Source organism: Bdellovibrio bacteriovorus HD100 (assembly GCF_000196175.1).
GTDB classification, from domain to species: domain Bacteria; phylum Bdellovibrionota; class Bdellovibrionia; order Bdellovibrionales; family Bdellovibrionaceae; genus Bdellovibrio; species Bdellovibrio bacteriovorus.
This window is the reverse complement of record NC_005363.1, coordinates 39,182-55,878: the sequence shown is the minus strand read 5'-3', so window position 1 is coordinate 55,878 and position 16,697 is coordinate 39,182. Positions and strand designations below refer to the sequence as shown.

Genomic DNA, 16,697 nt, shown 5'->3' with positions numbered 1-16,697 from the left:
CTGTTCTATTTCAGTTTCTCTAGAAGAATCTTGTTCACAAGGTCCGGATTGGCCTGCCCCTTGGAGGCCTTCATCACGGCACCGACAAAGAAACCAAAGAGGTTCTTTTTTTTGCCGGACTTGTGATCTTCCACGGTCTGCGCGTTGGCCGCCAATACTTCATCCACCAGCTTTTCAATCGCCGCGGGATCCGAGATCTGCACCAGACCCTTTTCCTTCATGATGACTTCCGGATCATTTCCAGAGGCCCACATCTCTTGGAAGATGGTTTTTGCAATCTTACCGGAAATTGTTCCCTTGTCGATCATCGCAATCATTTTGCCCAGCTGCGCCGGTTTGATCGGCGAATCCTTGATGTTTTTATTGGCGGAATTCAGCTCGCGCAAAAGCTCGGTCATGATCCAGTTCGAGGACGCCTTGAAGTTTTTGGATTCTTTTGCGGTGTCTTCATAGAAGTCGGCCAGATCTTTTTCCGTGGTCAGCACCGTGGCATCCAATTCCGGCAACGCGTGATCATCCTGGAAGCGCTGGGCGCGGGCAATCGGAAGCTCGGGCAGTTCTTTTTTATACTTTTCAATCATGCTGTCTGTGACAATCACCGGCTGCAGATCCGGATCCGGGAAATAGCGATAGTCCTGCGCGTCTTCTTTGGCGCGCATCGAGAACGTGCGGTTTTTATCCGGATCCCACAAACGGGTTTCCTGGATGATCTTGTCACCGCGCTCAACACAGTCGATCTGACGTTCAATTTCATATTCGATGGCTTTTTCGACAAAACGGAACGAATTGATGTTTTTGATCTCAACTTTGGTTCCGAATTGTTTAGCACCCTCTTTGCGAACCGAGACATTGCAGTCACAGCGCAACGATCCCTCTTCCAGATTTCCGTCACAGACATCCAAATAGCGCACAATCTGACGAATGGTGCGTGCGTATTCTGCTGCCTCCTGCGGCGTGCGCATGTCGGGGCCCGATACGACCTCTAATAATGGAATGCCGGAACGGTTGTAGTTGATCAGTGTGTATTCACCGTGGTGGTTGGATTTGCCGGCATCTTCTTCCATATGGGCGCGGGTGATGGATACGGTCTTTTCTTTTCCATCCACTTTGAATGTGATGGATCCGTTTTCACAAATAGGCTGATCATACTGGGAGATCTGATAACCCTTGGGAAGATCCGGATAGAAATAGTTCTTGCGGGCGAAAACAGATTTGCGGCGGATGTCACAACCCAAAGCAAGCCCCGTTTTAATCGAGTACTCAACCACCTTGCTGTTTAAGACCGGCAGGGTGCCGGGCATGCCCACACTGACCGGCGAGGTGTTTTCATTGTCACCCGCTTCAAAGGCCGTGGATTCGGAGCTGAAGATTTTGGTCTTTGTGCTCAGCTGCACGTGGATCTCAATACCGATGACGGCTTCATATCCTCTAGATGACATGGGGATGTTTTCCTTTCACCAAAGAGGCACCTTCCAGCGCAAAGGCCACGTTCAGCATCTTTTGTTCTTCAAAGTGACCGGCGGTCAGCTGAATCCCGATCGGAAGACCACTTTGCGACTGACCAAACGGGACACTCATTCCCGGAAGTCCGGCAAGATTCGTCGAGGTGGTAAAGATGTCATTCAAATACATCGCCAACGGATCAGAAACCCGTTCACCAATCTTGAAGGCGGGTGCGGTGGTGACCGGACTTAAAATCACATCACATTTTTTGAAGGCTTCCAGATACTGTTCCATGATCAGGCGGCGCACCTGACCGGCCTTGTTGTAAAAGGCATCATAGTAACCGCTGGAAAGGCAGTACGTGCCCAGCATGATACGACGTTTGACTTCGGCACCGAACGCCTGACCCCGCGTCTGACTGTAGAACTCTTCCAGGTCCACCGCCGAAAGATTTTTAAATTCGGCACGATAGCCGTATTTCACACCGTCATAGCGGGAAAGATTCGACGACGCTTCGCTGGCGGCCACCAGGTAATACACAGGAACTGCAAACGCGGTCATGGGAACAGAGACTTCAACAATCTCAGCTCCGAGTTGTTTTAAGGTATCCACCGAGTTTTCCACAGTCTTTTGCACGTCCGGATCCAAAGCTCCAGTCATGTACTCCTTCATCAGACCGATCTTCATGCCTTTGACGTCGGCTTTCAGATTCTGACTCCAGGCGGGGACTTGTTTCTGAGTTGTGGTGGAGTCCTGCGGGTCAAAACCTGAAATCACTTCCAGGGTCAATGCCGCATCCCTCACAGAACTCACCATCGGGCCGGCCTGATCCAAGGACGAAGCATAAGCGACAATGCCATAGCGGCTCACACGGCCGTATGTGGGCTTCACGCCCACGATACCGCAGAAGCTTGCGGGTTGGCGAATCGAGCCGCCGGTGTCGGTACCCAGCGTGCCTGCCACCAGGCGCGACGCTTGCGCTGCCGCCGAGCCACCGGAAGATCCCCCGGGCACACGTTCCAGGTCCCAGGGGTTTTTCACCACACCGTGAAAGGACGTTTCATTGGAAGAGCCCATGGCAAATTCATCCTGATTCAGCTTACCCATCACCACGATGCCGGATTTTTTAAGACGGGCCACCGCTGTGGCATCATAAGGCGGAACAAAGTTTTCAAGAATCTTGGATCCGGCGGTGGTTGTCAGACCCTTGGTACAAAACATCTCTTTGATACCAAAAGGCACACCCGCCAGCAGGCCCACGTCTTCGCCGTTGGCGATTCGAGCGTCTACAGCCTCAGCCTCCTGAACAGCCTGGGGATTTAGTGACGTAAAGGCATTCAGCTTCGGATTCAAATTTTCAATGCGCTTTAGGAAATGCAAAGTGACTTCTTTGGCGCTGATACTGCGGTTATTGACGGCTTCAGAAATTTCAGAAAGCGAGGCAAATGTTAGATCCACAACAACCTCCTAAACGACCGGTGGGACTTTAAAAAGATTGCCCGCACGGTCCGGTGCATTTCCGGTCATTTCTTCGGCGGTGAAATCCTGCTTCACAACATCCTCACGCCAGTAGGCTTCAATTTCTGTCGGAGTCACCATAGGCTCTATGCCAGCGGTGTTTATTTTAGAGATCTGTTCAAAGTGGGTCAGGGCTTTTGCCAGCTGAGTGCTGTACTCCTGGGCTTCATCTTCGGTGATATGCAGGCGGGCCAGCTTCGCAATGTGCTCAATCGCTTTTTTATCAATCACGGGTCAGCTCCTTACTGGAAAAAAATATAACAAGAAGACTGTTCAGTCACTCTTTGCCCGATGCATTTTGCCGTGACTGGACCTCAGAGATGGGTGCAAATTATTCTATGTCCAAAAAACGCCATGAAGAGCTCAAGAAGATCATTTCTGAACACGACCACAACTACCATGTTCTGGATAAGCCCACCATTACAGATTACGAATACGATCAGCTCTTCGCGGAGCTTTTGGATATTGAAAAGAACCCCAAGGGACTGGATTTGAGTGACTCGCCCTCTCAGCGCGTGGGCGGTACGGTCCTGGAAGGATTTACGAAAGCCCAGCACCGTCTGCCGATGCTTTCTTTGGCCAATAGTTATTCTCCCGAGGATATTTTTGAGTTCGATGAAAGAGTTAGAAAATTTCTAAATACCGAAGATCCCGTGGAATATCTGTGTGAGCTTAAATTTGACGGCCTATCGATGGAGCTGATCTATGAAAACGGCCAGCTGGTTCGCGCCATCACCCGAGGTGACGGCACCGTGGGCGAAGACGTCACTCACAACATCAAAACCATCAAGAGCATTCCATTAAAACTTTCTCATAAAAATCCGCCCCCGCTTCTGGAAGTGCGCGGGGAAGTCCTGATGTTCAAAGAGGACTTTGCAAGGCTGAACGAAACCCAGCAGGAAAACGGGCAGCAGACCTTCGCCAACCCCCGTAATGCCGCCGCCGGAACCGTGCGCCAGCTGGATTCCCGCATCGCGGCCTCCCGGCCGCTGCGTTTCTTCGGATACGCTCTGGGTGCGGTGGAGGGTGAAACCTTCAACACACAAAAGAACATTCAGGAATACTTCAACGACCATGGCATTCCGACGGTGCTTCCGTACAAAGAGGACTTGCTGGTGGTGGCCAAGGGACCGGAAGAAGTGGTGAAGTACTATCACCACATCGAAAAAGTCCGTCCGAAACTTCCATTTGATATTGACGGCGTGGTGATCAAGGTTAATTCCCTGCGCCTGCAAGAGGACCTGGGCCTGGTGGCCAGAAGCCCCAGATGGGCCACGGCTGCGAAGTTCAAACCGGAGCAGGCCCAGACCACCGTGGAAGACATTGTGGTTCAGGTGGGTCGCACCGGCGCGTTGACCCCGGTGGCGATCATGAAGCCGGTGAAAGTGGGTGGCGTCACCGTTACGAACGCCACCTTGCACAACCAGGATGAAATCACCCGCAAAGACATCCGCATCGGCGACACCGTGATCATTCAGCGTGCTGGTGACGTAATCCCGGAAGTCGTGGAGGTCGTCAATCCTGACAAGCGCCCGGCGGACCGTCTGCCGTACTCGATTCCGGAAAGATGCCCGGCCTGCGACTCTGTCGCTGTGAAAGCTGAAGGCGAAGTGGTCACCCGCTGCGTGAATCCACTGTGCATCGCTGTCGTGAAAGAGTCCTTGAAACATTTCGTGGCCAGACGTGCGATGAACATCGACAAGGTCGGAGATCGCCTGATCGAAACACTGGTCGACAACAAACTGCTGACCCGCTTTTCCGATTTCTATCGTCTGACGAAAGAGCAGATTCTGTCTTTGGAACGCCAGGGTGACAAATCGGCGGATAACATCATCAAGTCCATTGAAAACAGCAAGAACCCGACACTTGCGCGTTTCATCTTTGCACTGGGAATACGCTTCGTGGGGGAACAAACCGGAAAACATCTGGCGGATCACTTCCTGACGATAGATAAATTCCTGGAGGCCTCCGAAGAAGAACTGTTGCAGGTCCCAGAGATCGGCGCCAAAGTTGCCAAATCCATCCGCGACTGGACTGGAAATCCGAAGCTGGTCGACGAAGTGAAAGCAATGATTGAACTGGGCGTGAAAATTGCGGGGCCTGTGCGGGCGCAAGAAGGCTCTCTGTCCGGCATGAGCTTCCTGATCACAGGCACACTTCCGGTGAAACGGGACGATGCCAAGGACTTGATCGAAAGAAATGGCGGGAAAATTCTGGGCTCGGTTTCATCCAAGCTGAATTATCTGGTGGTGGGTGATGATCCGGGCTCTAAAGTGGAAAAAGCCCAGGGCTTGGGTGTGAAGATCATCTCTTGGGAAGAGCTTCAGGCCATGATTTAGTTTCTGCCATAGACATGCACAAGTCGCTGGATGTCTCCGGCGCTCAGAGCCGCGCTCGGAGCCAGCAGGGATTCTGTTTTTGATCTTATGGTGACCTCGCCGTTTTTGCTAAACGCGGTCGGCTGATAAAGCATGACAGATTCAAAATCAAACGCCGCGGCCCCGCTGAGCACCATCAAAGAGGCGGGAAACAGCTCAAAGTTGTGTTTGTACTTCTCGTGGATATTGTCCCACACCACTTCAACAAACCGGTCCCGGTCCGTGCGATTTTGTTCGTGGATAAACCCCAATGCATGCATGATCTCATGGGTGATCTCGGTCACCCCGCAGCCCCCGGAGATCCACAGCGGCTGCTTGCCGCCGACTTTCCCCAGATAGGATTTACAGCCCGCTCCGGCTTCAAACACCAGGACATCTTCCTGATTTGTGTAGGGAACAAACTTGATGGGAGTTTCAACGAACTCAGCAATGGCCTGAATGATCTCAGATTTGTTGGGGACATCTCCCTGGATATGAAAAGGCACCACACCGCCCTCCCACAGCTGCACGCTTTCCAGGACCACGCTGCCGCGGGCCTTGGCGCTGCGGGGAACTCCGATCACGATGTCTTCGTTAACGACCGCCACGCCGTCTTCCACCACATAGGTCACTTCACTTTTCGCGGCGGGCTCGTCGTGCGGCGATGATGGTTCTTCAAAGGGAACACTTTCGCTGACAGTTTGCACGGTCTTAATTTCAAAAGCCGAGAAAACTGCCCCAGGCTCAGAGTCGGAGGGAGTTTGTGCATCTTGAGGCTCTTGCTTTTCAATAGTGGACGTCGGATGAGGGACTTCTGAATTTTCGGAAGACCGGGGCCACAGCAGATAGCTGATGACGGCGCCAAGAACAAGTAAGACGGGCAGGGCTTTTTTAATCATTCAAACTCCGACGGAATTTTCAGTGCTAAAAAATGCAAAACCCACGGTTTCAGGGCCGTGGGTTTTAAAATTGAACCAATGCTGAACGAATTTTCGTTCGACCGAATTAAAGGTGGTCGATAACGATATCGCGAGCCATTACGGTTTTGCGACCGTCAGCTTTTGCAGATTCAACGCCTTTCAAGCACAGTTGCTCAATGGCTTTACTGAGTACGTCAATAGTCTCAGCAGATGTGTTCATTTGACCTTTTTCTTTGATCAGTTTTTTAACTTTGCTTGTTACTACAAGTACTTCTGCCATGATATACCTCTCCATCCATGTTAATCGAACAGATAAAAGGTTTGCATAGGGTCCTGTGAATGACAATATGAAATCTTCTTGCGGCGCACTAATTTAAGAGCGCCCCGGGTTCATTAACAGCTCCGGTTTTCCATCCACGAACTTGAAAAGCTCTGCCTGACGGGTTCCGGCCTCTCCCGGAGATATCCACACGAATGTTTTTTGATCCAACGGCTTGGTGCATTCCACATCCAAAAAGGCCGGTGACCAGCACCCGCTGTTCAAGTGTTCGACGGACCCGATCATTTCATGGCGGGTATGATGAGTGTGCCCGTAAACGATGCGATTCACCTTGGTGATTGCACTGGTCATAGCCATCACCCGGTCATCAGGTTCTTTGTAGCCAGACACGAGGGAGGTCACCGACTTGCTGTAGAATAGGAAAAACGGCAGCAGCAAGAACAACGGAATGAAAGCCCAGAAGAACGAGATTTCATAAATAGCCCGGACAAAGATCATCAACTGGAAGATCAGATAGAAAGCGACAAAGATAATAAACGCACGATCCAGCCACAGTTCACGCGCCAGTAAAAACGGATTGCTGGCGGCCGGAGCCACAAACAACTCTTTCAGTTCTCGCACCATGCGGGGTTCGGCATTTGATTTTTCAGCAATCAAAGACACGCGGTCTTCAATCTTCAATGGATTTCTGATCGGCGCCGCCAGACGGTCATAGAAGGAATGAAGCAGTGTCAGCACGGATCCCCAGAACCAGGTCAGCACCAGTCCCGGCTGCGCGCGCAGCATGTATTTCACAAAGAACTTTATGTACTGCGGAATACTCATGATGTAGTTGCTGTCCACATGCGGATTGAAGAAGCCCATTCCGTTCATCAGATAACGACAGGCCAGATTTCCAAACGGCAGTTTCAGCGAAACAAAATTGTATCCGCGAACAAACGGATTGATGGGGTCTTCACACATGCAATACGGATCATACTGATTGCCGTGTTCAATCAATGTGTCCTGATTGCTGATATAGAACCACTCCACAAAACGAACCTGATGTTTTTTGTCTTCCGGCAAGTTCAGATGACGATAGATCTCGGCCTGCACTTCCGGGAAGTGAAGCTCCAGATCGTGGTTGCCAATCACAAAGACGGCACGGTTGCCCCGTAGTACAAATTCACGCAGGGCGCGAACCCAGTCGGCATGGTCTTTCAGAATCACTTCAATTTTAAATCGGGATCGCTCTTCAATCGGAAACAGCCCGCGGCGCTTTTCAAGACCGCTGACATGAAAGACCGGTTCATCCGGCAAACGCAGGACACTGTCAAAATCAAAAATATCCCCGTTCAGAACAAGCTCCACCGAGGCGCCTTGCGCCTTTTCTTCACAGCTTTTCAAAAACACTTCAAACGTGTCATCAAAGAAGAACTGCCGCGTCTTGAATTTCTTCCACAGCGGGAAGCGCAGGTTCACAGGCTCGGCTTCACACAAATGCAAATCACTGATGATCGCAGTGTGCGACGCCATTTTAAAATCAGGAAAAGGTCTTGAAAAAGAAGTGGGCAAATCTGCCTCCCAAGTCTATGATCGTGCAGATGAAAGAATTTATCAAGAACCTGAAGACTCCAATTGCAATTGTCGGCATGGGTAAAAGCGGTGAAGCCGCCAAACGCCTGCTGACTTTGGCGGGTCATGCACCCGAATCCATTCTTACTTTTGATGGAAAGCTGGAATCGGCTCAGTTTCGTGACCCTCAGGTCCTGATGAATCAAAAGCCCGGCACGCTGGTGGTGTCCCCGGGTGTTCCCCTGGCATCGGCCTGGATTCAAGACGCTCGGAAAAACGGAGTCCAAATCACCAGCGAACTTTCTTTGGCCTGTGCGACCCTGGAAACCGAAAAGATGATCGGCGTGACCGGTTCCGTTGGAAAAAGCACGACCGTTTCGATTTTAGGTGCGGGGCTAGAGGCCTTTTCCAAAACCGGCTTTGTCGGTGGAAACCTGGGAACCCCGTTTGCAGACTATGCCGCCGATGTGATTGAAGGCAAACGTCCGCGCGCCGACTGGGTGATTCTGGAGCTATCCAGCTATCAACTGGAAAACTGCGAGGGTCTTTCCCTGGATTATTCCGCGATCACGTACCTCACCTCCAATCATCTTGAGCGCTACGACAACCTTCAGCACTATTACGACACCAAGTGGAAGATCCTGTCTTTGACCAAGGATGCCCTGCTGCTCAATCGCGAAGGCGGTGATCTGGTTGAGTACTTCCATAAAAACGGGCAGCCGGAACAGGTGAAGATCATCTCCCGCTCTGACAAAATGTTGACTTCCTTGCAGCTTGAAAAAGCGCAACTGATCGGTCAGCACAATCAGGACAATCTGGCTTTGGCCAGCGCCCTGGCACTTTCTGCAAAATGGCCGGCTTCGGCGATTGAGGGCATGAAATCCTTTAAGGGCCTTGTCCACAGACTGGAAAGTGTCGGCACCTACAAGGGCATTCGATTTATCAACGACAGCAAAGCCACCGCCATGGACAGTGTGTTGATTGCAACCGCGGCGGCTCATGACACTCTTTCAAAACCCGGAAGGCTGTGGCTGCTTTTGGGCGGCCGGGATAAAAATCTGCCGTGGCAGGATCTGAAAGCCCTGGGAAATCTGAAAGACATCGAGTTTGTGTTCTTCGGTGAATGTCGTGAGATCGCACAGACAAAGTCCACGTTGCCCGGAAGGTCTTTTGCCCGTTTGGGTGAAGCCCTGTGTGACATCCTGGGAAGCGCAAAACCTGGTGATACAGTATTACTAAGCCCGGGCGGAACCAGTCTTGATGAATTCAAGTCCTTTGAAGATCGCGGGAACTATTTCAAGAAATGTGTTTCTGAATTTACTCTCGGAAACTAAGCACGGACAGCGTGTTTGGATCCACGGGCAGAACGCGGGAATAGATCTTCTGCGTTCTTTCGCCCACCACCACAACTTCGTGAATGTCTTCAGGAACGTTGTAAAGAATGAAACCACCACCCGCGATGCCCTTGCCATTTTGCAGGATACGGCCTTGCATATCGAAGTACACAATCTGGCGCGGGTTGAATGAATCATATGCTGCCAGATAAACTTCAAAGTTTTCATCCGGAACAAAGCCCACAATCACACCCGCCGTCGGCAGATCATCAATCTTCAGATAACCTTTGATAGCGCTCAGCCATGACCAGCGAACCACCGGGGCGTGCACGTATTCGTCGTTGTCATTGTAAACATATCTCGCCGCCACATAGTCGGTGCCCTCAGGCTGTACTCGCATTAGACCATAGCGCTTCAGGTTCGGCAAAGTCACCGTCGTGGCACCCTGAACTTCAAATTCGCTCTGCAAGCTTTGCATGGTCACGGTGGCCGGAACCGCATCGCCCGCAAAGGCGTCATACACCCGCAGCGGAACGGCTTCGTTTTTCATAGTGGACTGAATGTCCCCTTGAGCCACAGAGCCTTCTTCCACCACCACGTTCTGATAACCCACAATTGCCTCGGCTCGGGTTGCCAGCAGGGAATGGAAGCCTGGCTCCGCATTCACAAAGGCAAACAGACCGTTGTCACCGGTGGATTTCAAACTTGGATCCGGAAGCATGAACTGATTAAAGTAAACCGGCACAAGACTTGGATCTGATTCGACAACCACATCAATTCCGGAAAGTGTTTTGCCATCAAGGCTGACCTTACCCCAGATGATGGTTGGTGCGCCTTCAAAGGACATCTGTCTTTGCTGGCTCAAAATGTCCTGCAGGGCCTGGATCATCGAAGCCGGATAAAGAGGCGTCTTAAATTCCTGACCCGAAACCACAATGGACGCTGTTTGCATGTGCGAAGGCGCTGCCGCGCGCATCACCGTCGTGGATCCTTTGGTCACATTATCCATCGCCACGGCTCCGTCTTTTTTCGGTGCGACTTCTTTGGCACCTTTTACAAAGGTCACCAGAGTCTTGGCGGGAGCTGCATCATCCGGCTTTGGATTGTAAGCACTTGTAACAATGCCGCCAAAGTCAGGATGTGGTTCGATGCGAATCTTCGGTCCCTGCAAACGGTTTTGCGCAATCGAGGCCACACGATTTAAGCGGAAGCTGCCTTCACCCAGGGTTTTACCCTCTTTGTCCACCAGACGGGCAATGATGGATCCGGTCACATCTTCGACATCTATATTATACTGACCCTGAACAAGATTGACCTTGCCCAGTTCTTTTAAGACACCTTCGTCACTGCGACGGATTTCAATATGATGTTCATTGGTGACCGCCAGGCCGCCGGTGATTTCCAAAGGACCCGAGATCGTGCGAATGCCCGCCGGTCTTTGTTCTTCCACCAAACCATAGGAAGGATTCATGCCGTCATCAGAGGGTTGGTTGTTGCGATCCGGGATGCGCACTTCAGCCTGGGGAATTTTGGTGTTGGCTTTGCCGGAAGCATCCACACCCGCCACATACACACGTGGGTTGGAGGATGTTGTCGCCGTCATCACGCCGGATTTTTCCAGAACCTCTTTGGCCATGTCAGACCACGTTGGCTGGCTCCAGTCCTGACCCATCACTTCGCTGCGGCTTTGAGCGGCTTGCAGACGCTTGGCTTGAGCAGGGGAAAGATCATTCATCCATGCCGTCGGATCGGCATCCACCGTTGTTGTGGATGGTGCTTCCGCGACAAATCTTTCCGGAGTTTTTTGAATCACCATTTCAGCGATTTCCACACGCTTCGCAAACAGCGGTGCGGTGGACTTTTCTGCGGCAAGATTCAATGGTTTCACTTTTTCGATTCTTGACCACTCTGCAAGTTGCCTCTCGGATTCCAGCAGTTCTTCAAAGGCGATATGTGGTGGAGAATTTTTCTGAGCTTTGATGGTGAGGGCTTCATAAATAGGTATGAACTTCAAGCCACCTGTGGGGCTTGACCAGTATAAGCTTCCAGCTAATACCAGGAGCGGTAATATGAACCGCTTCAGTCGCATTCCTTGCAACAGTCACCTCATTTGAAGAATAGTCATTTCTGACTAGCCTTTATCGTATTTAGAAGGAACGGAAGTCGTCAATGACGTTACGACTGTCGCGACTTTGGTTAAGGGACTGGCGGATCTTTTCCGCGATGGGCGCGGCTTTGTCGTCGTCGCGGTCAAGCAGGTCAAAACCGCCATCTTCATTACGACCTTCGACCAGAACCTGGACCTGAACATCGTAAGGACGGCGGTCACCAAGAACAGTGACATGGGTGTAAAAACGTTCTCTGGCCATATCCATCTTGTCGATATTCTTGCCTTTTTTGTCGTAGTACTGAGACGTCATCTCGCGCCCGTTCTGACTGATGGATTTGGGTTCACCAATCACAGCCACAATCGCGCGACGGGTCTCACTCAGGTTGAGCGGGGTTTCACGCAAGATCACCCCACCGGTGCGACAACCAGCAAAAAAAAGCGTCGATGCAAGAAGGAATACCCAGACGAAGGTCTTCATCATTATTTCTTCTGAGCCTTGTTCCAGTCATCCATGAACATCTTGATACCTTTGTCAGTTAACGGATGGTGAGTCATGGATTGCATTACTTTAAACGGAATAGTCGCGATGTCCGCGCCCATTTCAGCTGCAAGTTGGATATGCATCGGGCTTCTTACACTGGCTACCAATACTTCAGTCTCGAAGTCATAGTTGCGGTACATCTGGATAACCTGATCAACCATCTGCATACCTTCAACACCAATGTCGTCAAGACGACCCACGAACGGGGATACCATCGTCGCGCCGGCTTTAGCCGCAAGCAATGCCTGCATTGGAGAGAACACCAGTGTGACGTTGGTCTTGATGCCTTCTGATTTCAATTTCTTTACGGCGATCATGCCGTCTTCACACATTGGGATTTTCACCACAACGTTGGAAGCCAGTTTCGCCAGCTCTTTACCTTCACGAACCATTTCTTCGTGTTGCAGGCTGATCACTTCCGCAGAAACTGGACCTGTGATCTCTTTGCAGATCTCTTTGATCACGGTGTGGAAGTCCTTGCCGCTTTTTGCGATCAAAGAAGGGTTGGTGGTAACACCGTCAACCCAACCACGAAGATTGGCTTGTCTGATTTCTTCAATTTCTGCTGTATCGATGAAAAACTTCATGGGGACTCCCGAGTCTGGAAACGTGATTTTTGGATACCCTCAATTTGTACGTTTTCCAGGATTAAAAATCAACCAGGCTTTTACCCTGAATATGGAACTCGGCCTGCTTGGCCGGCAGGGCGGAACGCGCAATTTCGCTTAAGCTCTTTTGATAGATGGGATGCTCATATTGCCCCCAGGCCTCTGCGGCACAGCGAATAATAAGAGGATCCTGGTGCAGTTGCGGATAGGGAAGCGTCAGACGCGGTGACATCAGAATCATGTCATCAAAAGTCAAAAGGGTCAGTTCGGCATGGCTGCGTTGAAGCAGACCCGGAGCTCCTTGCTCGCAGCCGGAAAGCACCACGTGCAGACACTGATCGACCGACATCATGGTTTCAAAACGAATCACAAACTCCATGCGGGCACTCAGATCCAGACGCTCCGGAGTCAGGTAACGTTTGTACACCGAAGAAATCGCCACAATGTCTCCACACTCTGACAATTTAGCCAAAAGTGCCTTGGCCTTCTCGGTGCCGCCGACCAGATCCAGCGTCAGATATATCAATGCCGAATGCCGCACAGGACTCATTTTTTGCTTTTTCCGAACAGAACATCGCGGATCTGATAAAGACCCGGCTTTTGTTTCACCAGCCACTCGGCCGCCTGCACAGAACCTTTGGCAAAGACGGTGCGGTTCAAGGCCGTGTGTTCAAAGGTCAAAACCTCTTCATCACTCATGGCAAAGATCTTGTGCACTCCAAACACGCCGCCCCCGCGAATGGCCAAAGCTTCAGGAAGTTTCTTATCCACCGCTTTTTCCAGATTTTCCTGCAGGGTGATCGCCGTTCCGGAAGGTCGGTCTTTTTTACGATTGTGGTGGATTTCCTCAATCTGGAAATCAAAATGCGAAATCGCGGAAAAGGCTTTCAGCGCTTCGTTCAGCACCGCCACACCCAGGCTCATGTTCGAAGACCACAGAACCGGAATTTTTTTGCTGTAGGTTTTCAGCAGCTCTTTTTCTTTTTTGGAAAAGCCCGTCGTTCCGCACACCACCGGTGTTTTGGTTTCGCTGGCTTTTTTCAAAATATCTTTCAGGGCTTCCGGTGAAGTGAAGTCAATCCACACATCCACAGCTTGCGCTTTCTTGGAGTCCCACTTTTCACCGCGCAGGGGAGCATACACCAGTTCGCAGCGGGGGTTGGCTTCAATCACCCCGGCGATCTCTTGACCCATACGGCCGGCAGAACCCATCAGGCCGATTTTGATTTTCTTCACAGCACACCCACTTTTTTCATCTCGGCCTGAAGTTTTGCGGTGTTTTCAGCACCCAGCTCCACCAATGGCAGACGCAGTTCTGCGGACTCCAGAATGCCCATCAACTGCAACGCCTTTTTCACCGGGATCGGATTGGCTTCAACGAAAAGAAGATTGATCAGGTCGTTGTATTTTGCGATATCCGCGCGGGCTTTATCCAGCGCGCCTTCAGACACCCATTTTTTCCACTGCACCATTTGTGCCGGAATCACATGTGACGCAACTGAAATCACCCCATGGCCACCAACGCCCAGGAATTCAACGTAAGTGCCGTCATCCCCGGACAGCATCACAAATTCGCTGCCGCAGGCTTTGATGATTTCACTGGCCAGATCAATTTTGCCGGTGGCTTCTTTGATGCCAACCACACCTTTGACTTTGGCAAGATCACGGATGGTGCCAGTTTCAAGCGAGGTGATGGTGCGACCCGGAACATTGTAAAGAATGGTTGGAATCTTCACAGAAGACGCCACGGCTTTAAAGTGTTCATACAGTCCACGCTGTGGTGGTTTGTTGTAGTAGGGAACCACAACCAAAATCGCATCCGCACCCATTTCTTCCGCCTTGCGGGAATCTTCAATGGTTTGGGCCGTGTTGTTGGAACCGGTTCCCATGATCAAAACAACTTTGTCTCCGCAGACATTGCGGATGTGTTTGAAAAGCTCGGCCTTCTCTGAGGAGGTCAATACAGGACTTTCACCCGTCGTGCCGTTGACGACAAAACCATCCACGCCGCCAGCCAGTTGTTGCTTCAGAAGCTTATCCAGCGAAGCGAAGTCGATCTTTCCGTTTTTAAATGGCGTTACCAGTGCGGTGAACGTGCCTTTGAAATTTTTCATCCTACCACCTCAAGATTGTATTTAAAGTCCCCGACAAAAACCGCGTCCCCTTCCATCAGCGGGTGGGGATCACCACTGACGAATGTCACTTGCATTGAACCCCCGGGCATTTGCACTTCCACGCTGGATTCTTTGGTTTCTTTGTTATGAACGAACGCTGCCGCCACAGCTCCCGTGCCGCAGGCCAAGGTGTAGTCTTCCACCCCGCGCTCGAAAGTCACGGCTCTGATTTTTCCCGCGGACTCCTCGGCATAGAAGGTGACGTTGGCACCTGCGGGCTGCAGATCGTGATGGGATCTGGCTTCGCGGGCCATGTCTTTTAAAGCCACCGTGTCTGAAAATGCATGGATCTTTTGCACCAAGTGCGGAACACCGGTGTTCACCAGTGCGAATTTTTCCGTGGAGCTGGATTTGGTTTTTAGTTCGATCAGTTCCTGGATAAAGCGGGCTTCCGGCATTTTCACGCGGATGCGGCTGTTACCCAGAATTTGCGCCACCACTAGGCCTGCGCCGGTTTTAAAGCGCAAAACGCCGGTGCCCTTGGCTTCCAACGTGTCATAACAAAAGCGGGCCGCACATCTGGCAGCATTGCCGCACATTTCCGCGGTGGAGCCGTCGTTGTTATAAAAGTCCCAATGAAAATCAAAACCCTCACTGCCATCTTCGATCAGCAAGAAGCCATCGGTGCTCAGGCCCAGAACACGGTCGCACACCAGCTTTGCAAACTGCGGGCGGGTCAGGCCCAGGGTTTTTTCAAGATCCGCCCAGGCTGATCCCTTGCGGGCATCGATCAGTGAAAACGTATTTCCCGCTCCGGACATCTTGGTGATGGAAAGCGGCAACAGACGGTTCATGGCTCCTCCGTCTCGGCGGCGGTGTCGTCATCCTGGTTTTTTTTGATGGATTTCTTTTTTGGACTCGGAGCCTGGCTGGCATCCTTGAAGGTCGGCTCACCACGGCCCAGCGGTGCCGGATTCAGTGGCGGCAGGGGACGGCCCTTGACTCCACACGCGGAGACAGCCAGGGCCAATACTGCAAACAGAAGGATTTTATTCAGTGGTTCCATTCATCCCCTTAAGCTCGCCTTCGACTTCCAAAACGCGTCGGCAAAGCATGGGGTCTATCATATACTGTCTGTACTGGTTCGCAGAAATGTTTTTGCAGGTCATCACGTATTTCTGAGCCTGTTCGGTGTTCATCCTTTTCTGAGAATGAGCCACTTTCCACTGCCAATAGAAGAATTCAGGAAACTTTTCGTCCGCTTTCTTCAAAAGGGCCAGGGATTCCTGAGTTTTTAGCGGATTGTTAAGATCCAGAAACTTTTGGACCTCCAAGGCATACCAGTATTTCTGCAGCGGTGATTTCTTCACAGCAACCGTGTCATACACTTTCTGGTATTCAGACCACTTGGTCAGACACGCCAAAGCCTGGGCTTGGGTGAGCTTTAGATCTTCATCAAAAGGCACCACCAAAAGCTGCTTTCTTACAGTCTCAAGGCCGGCCTTGCAGTCGCCCTTGGCAATCATCAGCCTCGCCATTTCAATCACGATCGGAAAGTTGTCAGGTTCGATGCGTGCAGCTTCCGACACCTTATCCAAAGCCTGATTCACATCGGCCTTGCGCAACGACACGCCGGTTTCATAGAGCTGCTGGGACTTGTCGCTGAAAAAGATATTGGAAACTTCGCTGACGGTTTTTTTCAGCTCAGCCACCGCCTGGGGACGGGTTTCTCTTTGAATCGCGGCAGAAAGAATATTGAGCGCCTGGGTGCGGTCACGCTGCAGACTCAAATTGTAGGCTTTTTCGATAATATCTTTGTAGGTCTCAGACTTGGGAAGTTTTGTCTGAGAAAAAGCGGGCAGGGTCAAAAAGGAAAGAGCCGCTGTTAAGGCGGCTCTCATCACTGTCATTCTCATGA

The 16,697-nt window shown here is 51.3% G+C and carries 17 protein-coding genes; 2 read left to right on the top strand and 15 right to left on the bottom strand.

From position 1 onward, the window contains the following. Positions 1–5: 5 nt before the first annotated feature. Genes gatB through gatC form a run of 3 tightly spaced genes read right to left on the bottom strand, consistent with a single transcriptional unit; the run spans position 6 to position 3,192 of the window. Positions 6–1,439 (bottom strand): Asp-tRNA(Asn)/Glu-tRNA(Gln) amidotransferase subunit GatB, encoded by a 1,434-nt coding sequence (gene gatB, locus BD_RS00280; protein ID WP_011162682.1) that lies wholly within the window; start codon positions 1,437–1,439, stop codon positions 6–8. Next, positions 1,429–2,901, bottom strand: a complete 1,473-nt coding sequence (gene gatA, locus BD_RS00275) for an Asp-tRNA(Asn)/Glu-tRNA(Gln) amidotransferase subunit GatA (protein ID WP_011162681.1) — start codon at positions 2,899–2,901, stop codon at positions 1,429–1,431. Before gatA ends, gatB begins: the two co-directional genes overlap by 11 nt. 9 nt (positions 2,902–2,910) lie before the next feature. Continuing rightward, positions 2,911–3,192, bottom strand: a complete 282-nt coding sequence (gatC, locus tag BD_RS00270; protein WP_011162680.1) for an Asp-tRNA(Asn)/Glu-tRNA(Gln) amidotransferase subunit GatC — start codon at positions 3,190–3,192, stop codon at positions 2,911–2,913. Positions 3,193–3,299: 107 nt separating this feature from the next. Between gatC and ligA the strand changes: the two genes are divergently transcribed. Next, entirely contained in the window at positions 3,300–5,300 is a 2,001-nt protein-coding gene (gene ligA, locus BD_RS00265; RefSeq protein ID WP_050792938.1) for an NAD-dependent DNA ligase LigA, read from the top strand. On the opposite strand, the gene BD_RS00260 is transcribed toward ligA, so the two are convergent. The 3 genes from BD_RS00260 to BD_RS00250 form a co-directional block, all read right to left on the bottom strand. Then, on the bottom strand, positions 5,297–6,217 hold the full coding sequence (locus tag BD_RS00260; protein ID WP_011162678.1) for a M12 family metallopeptidase: 921 nt from the start codon (positions 6,215–6,217) through the stop codon (positions 5,297–5,299). The genes ligA and BD_RS00260 overlap by 4 nt on opposite strands. Positions 6,218–6,323: 106 nt before the next feature. After that, on the bottom strand, positions 6,324–6,518 hold the full coding sequence (locus BD_RS00255) for a histone-like protein (protein ID WP_011162677.1): 195 nt from the start codon (positions 6,516–6,518) through the stop codon (positions 6,324–6,326). Positions 6,519–6,611: 93 nt separating this feature from the next. Beyond that, positions 6,612–8,033, bottom strand: coding sequence for a metallophosphoesterase (locus BD_RS00250; RefSeq protein WP_011162676.1), 1,422 nt, complete (start codon positions 8,031–8,033; stop codon positions 6,612–6,614). Between the two features lie 20 nt (positions 8,034–8,053). Here BD_RS00250 and murD point away from each other — a divergent pair, with 20 nt between their 5' ends. Next, the gene (gene murD / locus BD_RS00245) at positions 8,054–9,406 is read left to right on the top strand and encodes a UDP-N-acetylmuramoyl-L-alanine--D-glutamate ligase (RefSeq protein WP_231839230.1); all 1,353 of its coding nucleotides are present in this window, start codon (positions 8,054–8,056) and stop codon (positions 9,404–9,406) included. On the opposite strand, the gene BD_RS00240 is transcribed toward murD, so the two are convergent. The 9 genes from BD_RS00240 to BD_RS00200 all read right to left on the bottom strand — a co-directional run bounded on the left by BD_RS00240 (position 9,390) and on the right by BD_RS00200 (position 16,695). After that, a complete protein-coding gene (locus tag BD_RS00240; protein WP_157865620.1) occupies positions 9,390–11,420 on the bottom strand; it encodes a hypothetical protein in 2,031 nt (676 codons plus the stop codon). The two genes, murD and BD_RS00240, sit on opposite strands and share 17 nt — an antisense overlap. A gap of 133 nt (positions 11,421–11,553) precedes the next feature. Next, positions 11,554–11,997 carry a hypothetical protein gene (locus BD_RS00235; RefSeq protein WP_011162673.1) on the bottom strand — a complete coding sequence of 148 codons (444 nt, stop codon included), beginning with the start codon at positions 11,995–11,997 and terminating at the stop codon, positions 11,554–11,556. Further along, positions 11,997–12,644, bottom strand: a complete 648-nt coding sequence (gene fsa / locus BD_RS00230) for a fructose-6-phosphate aldolase (RefSeq protein ID WP_011162672.1) — start codon at positions 12,642–12,644, stop codon at positions 11,997–11,999. The genes BD_RS00235 and fsa overlap by 1 nt, the downstream gene beginning before the upstream one ends. Positions 12,645–12,705: 61 nt before the next feature. Beyond that, positions 12,706–13,215, bottom strand: coding sequence for a hypothetical protein (locus BD_RS00225; protein WP_011162671.1), 510 nt, complete (start codon positions 13,213–13,215; stop codon positions 12,706–12,708). Further along, positions 13,212–13,901, bottom strand: a complete 690-nt coding sequence (locus tag BD_RS00220) for a 4-hydroxy-tetrahydrodipicolinate reductase (RefSeq protein WP_011162670.1) — start codon at positions 13,899–13,901, stop codon at positions 13,212–13,214. The genes BD_RS00225 and BD_RS00220 overlap by 4 nt, the downstream gene beginning before the upstream one ends. Further along, on the bottom strand, positions 13,898–14,779 hold the full coding sequence (gene dapA, locus BD_RS00215; protein WP_011162669.1) for a 4-hydroxy-tetrahydrodipicolinate synthase: 882 nt from the start codon (positions 14,777–14,779) through the stop codon (positions 13,898–13,900). The genes BD_RS00220 and dapA overlap by 4 nt, the downstream gene beginning before the upstream one ends. Then, positions 14,776–15,633 (bottom strand): diaminopimelate epimerase, encoded by an 858-nt coding sequence (gene dapF, locus BD_RS00210; protein WP_011162668.1) that lies wholly within the window; start codon positions 15,631–15,633, stop codon positions 14,776–14,778. Before dapF ends, dapA begins: the two co-directional genes overlap by 4 nt. After that, a complete protein-coding gene (locus tag BD_RS00205; RefSeq protein ID WP_011162667.1) occupies positions 15,630–15,845 on the bottom strand; it encodes a hypothetical protein in 216 nt (71 codons plus the stop codon). The genes dapF and BD_RS00205 overlap by 4 nt, the downstream gene beginning before the upstream one ends. Further along, positions 15,829–16,695, bottom strand: a complete 867-nt coding sequence (locus tag BD_RS00200) for a tetratricopeptide repeat protein (protein WP_011162666.1) — start codon at positions 16,693–16,695, stop codon at positions 15,829–15,831. The genes BD_RS00205 and BD_RS00200 overlap by 17 nt, the downstream gene beginning before the upstream one ends. Positions 16,696–16,697 lie beyond the last annotated feature (2 nt).

Bases quoted from the DNA above. Each gene is read 5' to 3' on its own strand.
- gatB (WP_011162682.1), bottom strand. From the start codon at position 1,439: ATGTCATCTAGAGGATATGAAGCCGTCATCGGTATTGAGATCCACGTG.
- ligA (WP_050792938.1), top strand. From the start codon at position 3,300: ATGTCCAAAAAACGCCATGAAGAGCTCAAGAAGATCATTTCTGAACAC.
- BD_RS00260 (WP_011162678.1), bottom strand. From the start codon at position 6,217: ATGATTAAAAAAGCCCTGCCCGTCTTACTTGTTCTTGGCGCCGTCATC.
- BD_RS00255 (WP_011162677.1), bottom strand. From the start codon at position 6,518: ATGGCAGAAGTACTTGTAGTAACAAGCAAAGTTAAAAAACTGATCAAA.
- BD_RS00250 (WP_011162676.1), bottom strand. From the start codon at position 8,033: ATGGCGTCGCACACTGCGATCATCAGTGATTTGCATTTGTGTGAAGCC.
- BD_RS00235 (WP_011162673.1), bottom strand. From the start codon at position 11,997: ATGATGAAGACCTTCGTCTGGGTATTCCTTCTTGCATCGACGCTTTTT.
- fsa (WP_011162672.1), bottom strand. From the start codon at position 12,644: ATGAAGTTTTTCATCGATACAGCAGAAATTGAAGAAATCAGACAAGCC.
- BD_RS00225 (WP_011162671.1), bottom strand. From the start codon at position 13,215: ATGAGTCCTGTGCGGCATTCGGCATTGATATATCTGACGCTGGATCTG.
- dapA (WP_011162669.1), bottom strand. From the start codon at position 14,779: ATGAAAAATTTCAAAGGCACGTTCACCGCACTGGTAACGCCATTTAAA.
- dapF (WP_011162668.1), bottom strand. From the start codon at position 15,633: ATGAACCGTCTGTTGCCGCTTTCCATCACCAAGATGTCCGGAGCGGGA.
- BD_RS00205 (WP_011162667.1), bottom strand. From the start codon at position 15,845: ATGGAACCACTGAATAAAATCCTTCTGTTTGCAGTATTGGCCCTGGCT.
- BD_RS00200 (WP_011162666.1), bottom strand. From the start codon at position 16,695: ATGAGAATGACAGTGATGAGAGCCGCCTTAACAGCGGCTCTTTCCTTT.